The following is a 6,259-nucleotide window of genomic DNA, read 5'->3' on the forward strand; positions in this document are numbered from 1 at the left end:
ATAATATATTCCAGATGTGCAAGCAAACTATCAGGAATATTTTGATAAATAGTATCTATTGATACAAAAATACTAGGAATTCCCTTAATATGTTTGCTTTGTATGAGTCATATTCAGATTCATTTATTGTGCCTAATTTAGAGGTTAAAAGTCAATTTTTATCTTTAGAGTCAACTATACAGGAACTACCTCTGCAAGACTTTCAAATTGTATCTAGCTACCTTGGGAAAGATATTGCAACTGTGTTTGAAGCCAACCCTTTGCTGCCTGGTGTGATTTTGAGAGATCGGCAAGATAAATTAGTTGGTATGATTTCCCGAAGATTATTTTTTGAAAAAATGGGAAGTCGCTATGGTATGGAGATGTTTTACAAGCGACCTATAGAAGCTTTATATCATGTCTCCAAAACAGATATATCTATTCTTCCTGGTAATACGTTGATAGTAGAAGCAGCACAAAAATCTTTGCAGAGACAGCCTGAGTTATTATATGACCCAATAGTTGTAGAAATAGAAGCTAATGTTTATAGACTTTTGGATGTGCATCAGTTATTAGTCGCTCAGTCAAATATTCACGAACTTACGAATTATCTACTACAAAAACAAACTCAGGCAAAAGCTATTCAAACGGAGAAAATGGCAAGCTTGGGAAGAATGGTTGCCGGGGTAGCCCATGAAATTAGAAATCCTGTTAACTGTATTTGGAATAATTTAATATTTCTAACTTCTTATTTAGAAGAAATTACTAAGCTTTTATCTGCTTATGATCAAATATCAGAGCCATCTCCAATTATCAATCGAATTAAAGAACAAATAGATTATGATTCTTTACAGGAAGAATTAGCTGAGACGACTCAAGGTATTAAATTGGGTTCGGAACAACTTCTGAAAATTGTGAATAGTCTTCGCAATTTTTCTCACATGGATGAGTCTCAAAAGAAACAAGCATATATCCATGAATGTATAGATAGTAGCTTACTTATTTTAAATAATCGTCTTAAAAATGGTATCAAAATTCTTAAGAATTATTGTACAAATTTACCAATGATTAGTTGCTATTCTGGTCAACTTAGCCAAGTATTTATGAATCTAATTAGTAATAGTATTGATGCACTTAATGAAAAATTAGCTGAATTGGACTTGTGTGATTGGCAACCTCAAATTGAAATAAGCACAGAAGTCATAGTTAGGAAAGAGTCTGATTGGTTGACTATTAGAATAGCTGATAATGGGCAAGGTATTCCTCTAGAAATACAAGATCGAATCTTTGAAAATTTTTTTACCACTAAACCTGTAGGTAAAGGAACAGGTATGGGTCTAGCTATTTGTTACCAAATTATTACTGAAAAACATGGTGGAAAGCTTAAACTAAATTCCTTACCAGGCAAGGGTACTGAATTTGAAATTATTATACCAATAGTTTAATTGAATACTGTTCACGCTCTAGAAAAGAAAAAATATAAATCAGACAGTCCTTACTGAAAAAAAAAGAGCAGAGGATCTTTACCAAGAGAATTTATTAAAAGTCTGAAGCGGAAATTATAGATGTATTATTTATAGATATATTATTTCCAATAGACATCTCCAGAAATTAGATTTTCACCTATGACAGGATAAGGGTTTCAGATTCTTTTTCAGATATATGTAATAGTAGTATACTGCAAATTATAAAATTTTTAGGGTAAAAACAGAAGCTCAAATCCTACCTAAATATACTCTTTCCCTACTTTTTTTCAAATTTTTTAGTGGTAAATGGCAAAACTTCTGTTATACTTGAATTACTAGGTGGAGTTTCCAGGGATTTTAAACCTGTGGAGAAGATAAGTTACAGACTGGGGTCAATGGTCTTCAGTGTTTGCGCAGCATTGCGTCAGCACGCGCAGGAAGCTAGCTCCAAAGCTCAAAATACCGTTTTGGGTAAGTTTGGGTAAGTTTAGTCGAATGGTATCCTATCATATTATATACTTTATACTTTCAACTGAACTTCTTAACCATAAATACTCTTTACCGTGCCAAATCGAAATTTCTTAGTTTCTTTATTCATTACCCTTGGCCTATGGGGCACTACAGTGAAACCGATGCTGGGACAAGCATTAGTTCCTCACATACTACAGCTAAACTCAGCTCAATTGGAACAAACGGGTTTAAGTTTAGCTGAGGAAGCTGTACAGTTAGCAAGATTTCAACAATTTGAGTTAGCTTTATCAAGAGCTGAATTGGCCACTGAGTTAGCCCCAAATAGTCAACAGACCTGGGCACTATTAGGCAGTCTTTACATTCAAGCTGAAGAGTTAGAAGAAGGTATTACAGCTCTAGAACAAGCTCAAGAACTCGATCCAAGTAATGCTGATATTCGATTTATTCTTGGTAGAGCTTACTTTCAAAAAGCTGAGTATGGAGAAGCTATCAAGCAGTTAAGAGCAGGTTTGAAGTTCAAACCAGATAGTCCTGGTGCTTTATTCGATCTAGGTAATGCTTATTACAAACGTGGTAAGTTTAAAAGAGCGATCGATCAATATGAAGAAGCTTATTCCCTCGAAAAAAATCTATGGCCTGCAATTAATAATATTGGCTTAGTTGAGTACGAGATGGGAAATGTGGATGATGCGATCAGAAAATGGCGTGAAGCTATCTCTTTAGATAGTAAGGCAGCAGAACCACTTCTAGCGCTATCAGTAGCTCTTTATACTAAAGGGGATAAACAACAAGGTTTTGCTATGGGAGAAAAAGCTCTACAACTAGATAGTAGATATGCAGATATTGATTATCTTGACCAAAACTTGTGGGGAAAACGCTTGCTGGAGGATGCAAAAAGGTTTTTCGCAACTCCGCGTATTCAGGAAACCTTAGCTCAAATAGAAGACTTACCTCCCTCGTCTCCATCTCAGGTATCTCCATGATATAGGGTCATCTTCAATATTTAACTGTTGCAGAAACCTCACGCCATTATCAAGTAGCTAATCGTAAAATAGCTAGATGTCGAGAGTATTTTTTGCACAAGCTATCCTGCGCGGCAGTCCCTACAATGGGAAGATATCCCACAATAGGCTGCCTTAAAATAGTCAATGAAAACGATAATTATCGGAATGTTCGATGGAACATCCCTGCTTTGTATTTGAGGAGTGTTGTTCTTTTCAAGATTTTTCAAAATTATAGCGGTTTTCATTAACATAGAATACATCTGTCAGGTCTGTAACTTATTAAACTTAAAACATACTTATATTTTGTCTATAGTCTACCTTTGTGAAAATCGCTATAAGTATTCGCGATTATTTTTTTCACTTAAGATGGAGATATTGCTAGCAATTTTTCTACACTTCAAATAAAAGTAGCTTCAGCATCCATCAATTCTTTATTTTTCTCAAAAATTAACATTGCTGGTTTATCTTGGTCTGTCAGCTTCTGATAATAATTAAGAATACAAAACCAATGTTCAAACTTGACATCCTCTCCGGCCTGAAAGCGCGGATATTTCTAATGTTCAGGTAAAGTTTCTACTACAAAACTTAAGAAATACCTATTAGTGGGACTTACACACAATAAAGCCAGAAAATAGGCTCAAATATAGATGGGCAGAGGCTTTTACGTCAAAAATGCATAAATCCTTAATTACCAAGGGTTCTAGGCATTTTTAGGGCATTGATGTAATTTCCTTATCTAGACTGACACGAGCGCCATTTTTCGACCTAAAAATTTTTAAGTCCCATTATAGAAGCCATTTGGTATCTTTGTGGGCGATTCAGCTTTTTGCGAGGACTCAGGAGTCAGGAGAACCGAGTCAGGAGGTGGAGGGAATGAATATGGGAAAAAGGTAGAAAAATACTCCCCAGCTCCCTGTCTCCCAACCTCCCCATCTACCCATCTATTTTGAAAGGGGAAAAAGGTAGAAAAATGCTCCCATCTCCCCATCTCTTTTTAAATAGCTCTCAAATGGTTTCTATAAATTGATGGGGGGATAGTCAGGAATTAGACCTCTGGTAAAAGTATGAAAAGTTGGTTTCAATCATACTATCCGGCGATCGCTAACTCGATCTATAAAAAAATATTTTCACCTCTTTCAAACTCTCGATAATTTGTGACAAATTGGAAAAATGTAGGTTGCTCAAACCACTTTAGTGATAAATAATATTTTTTCAGATCAATTAAAGTTGGTATAATTGCTAAAACCTCGAAAATATAAAAATTTTATTTTTTTTCCTTCTGTCAAAATAAGCTATGACAAATTATCAATATCAAGTTGGTGGATGTTTGCCAATTGATTCTCCTACCTATATTAAACGTCAAGCAGATTTAGAATTATATCGTGGATTAAAAGCAGGAGAATTTTGTTATGTTCTTAATTCTCGACAGATGGGTAAGTCTAGTTTGCGAATACAAACTATGGAAATTTTACAAACGGAAGGAATTATTTGTGCTGGTATCGATTTAAGTGCAATTGGTAATTTAGACATTACTCCCGAACAGTGGTATGCAAGTGTAATTGACAGTATTATTAGTAGTTTGGATTTATACGATCGCTTCGATTTAACAAGTTGGTGGTTTGAGCATAATAATTTATCTTATGGGCAGCGTTTTAGCAAATTTATTCAATCGATTATTCTCAAGTTAATTTCCCGAAATATTATAATTTTTATTGATGAAATTGATAGTACCCTTAGTTTAAAATTTCAAGTAGATGATTTTTTTAGGGTGATTCGCTCTTGTTACGACAAAAGAGGGCAAAATCAGGAATATAAACGTTTAACTTTTTCTTTTTTTGGTGTAGCTACTCCTGCTGATCTAATTAGAGATAAAATTGGGAGTCCTTTTAACATTGGTCGTGGAATAGAATTAACTGGTTTTAGTTTTAAAGAAGCTCAACCTTTAGTAACAGGATTAGCTACAAAATATAATAATCATCAACAAATATTACAAGCAATATTAAATTGGACTGGGGGGCAACCTTTTCTGACTCAGAAGCTATGCCAACTCATCCTAAAATCTGAGTCTTTTATTCCCCTTGGTAGGGAGAAAGAATGGGTAGAAAATTTTGTCCGAAGCATGATAATAGATAATTGGGAAAGTCAGGATGAACCACAACATTTACGGACTATTCGCGATCGCCTCTTATTAAGTAATCAACGTCAGAAGTTATTATTGTTATATCAAAAAATTTTGCAGACAAAAGGAGTAAAAGTTAATCAAAGTCCTGAACAATTAGAATTAAGATTAACTGGGTTAGTTATTCATAACCGAGGTAAATTAAAGGTTTATAATCGCATTTATGAAGCAATTTTTAATCTAAATTGGATAAATAATGTTTTGCCAGAAGCGGGAATAGTAAAAGATAGTAAATATCTGCGAAATTCGGATACTAACTTATTAATAAATCGGCAGGAATATCGAAATAGTCAGATATTGTTGAACAAGGTAAAAAATTATTGGGTTAAAGGTGTTTTAGAAACTTCCTTGCACGGCAAAGTATTAATTGAACTAGGATTAGAAGAACGAAAAAATGCAGTAAATCGTCCTTGGGGTTTACTATGGTCAGACTTAGAAAATCCCCAGCAAAAATTACCGCCTGGTACTCGAATTATTGATAAATTTGATGAATTAGGCGCGGGGCGAACTTTATTAATTTTGGGTGAACCTGGTTCTGGCAAAACGACAACTTTATTAGAATTAGCACGAGATTTAATTAATAGAACTGAAGCTGATTTAACTCAACCAATACCTGTTGTTTTTAACTTGTCTTCTTGGGAAGGTAAAAAACAAGCGATCGCTGATTGGTTAGTTATAGAATTACATACTAAATATCAAGTTTCTCAACAAATTAGCAAAGCTTGGATAAAAGAACAAAGGTTACTTTTACTACTTGATGGTTTAGATGAAGTTAGTAGAGAAAAACGAGAAGATTGTGTAGATGCTTTGAATAAATTATGTCAAGAATACGGGCAGACAGAAATAGTAGTTTGTAGCCGGATTCGTGATTATGAAGCTCTTGCAAGTCAATTAAAATTTCAAGCAGCTATTTATTTACAGCCCTTAAGTTTAGAGCAAATTCAAGAATATTTAAAAAATGCAGGTTCAGAATTAGCAGCAGTCAGAAAAGCATTAGAATCTGATGTTAAATTGCAAGAATTTTCTCGGTCTCCTTTAATTTTAAGTATTATCAGTTTAGCTTATCAAGGAATATCAATTGAAGAGTTACCTAGTCGCAGTAATGTTGAACTCAGAGAACATTTATTTAATGCTTATATTGAGCGAATGTTTAAGCGGCA

3 protein-coding genes are annotated in these 6,259 nt (G+C 34.2%); all 3 read left to right on the forward strand.

Annotated elements, in window-relative coordinates; all coding sequences use genetic code 11:
• Positions 1 to 89 precede the first annotated feature (89 nt).
• Positions 90 to 1,424: a sensor histidine kinase gene (locus F6K13_RS13740; protein ID WP_124154331.1), complete on the forward strand. Its 1,335-nt coding sequence runs from the start codon at positions 90 to 92 to the stop codon at positions 1,422 to 1,424.
• A 653-nt stretch (positions 1,425 to 2,077) separates the two neighbouring features.
• Positions 2,078 to 2,899: a tetratricopeptide repeat protein gene (locus tag F6K13_RS13745; RefSeq protein WP_192901031.1), complete on the forward strand. Its 822-nt coding sequence runs from the start codon at positions 2,078 to 2,080 to the stop codon at positions 2,897 to 2,899.
• A 1,315-nt stretch (positions 2,900 to 4,214) separates the two neighbouring features.
• Positions 4,215 to 6,259 (forward strand): AAA-like domain-containing protein (locus tag F6K13_RS13750; protein WP_287287628.1); only part of this gene is annotated, 2,045 nt, incomplete at its 3' end.

The organism is Okeania sp. SIO2B9 (assembly GCF_010672505.1).
Taxonomy (GTDB): domain Bacteria; phylum Cyanobacteriota; class Cyanobacteriia; order Cyanobacteriales; family Microcoleaceae; genus Okeania; species Okeania hirsuta.

Excerpts from the sequence above, each read along its gene's own strand:
- F6K13_RS13745 (WP_192901031.1), top strand. The coding sequence starts at position 2,078 with ATGCTGGGACAAGCATTAGTTCCTCACATACTACAGCTAAACTCAGCT.
- F6K13_RS13740 (WP_124154331.1), top strand. The coding sequence starts at position 90 with ATGTTTGCTTTGTATGAGTCATATTCAGATTCATTTATTGTGCCTAAT.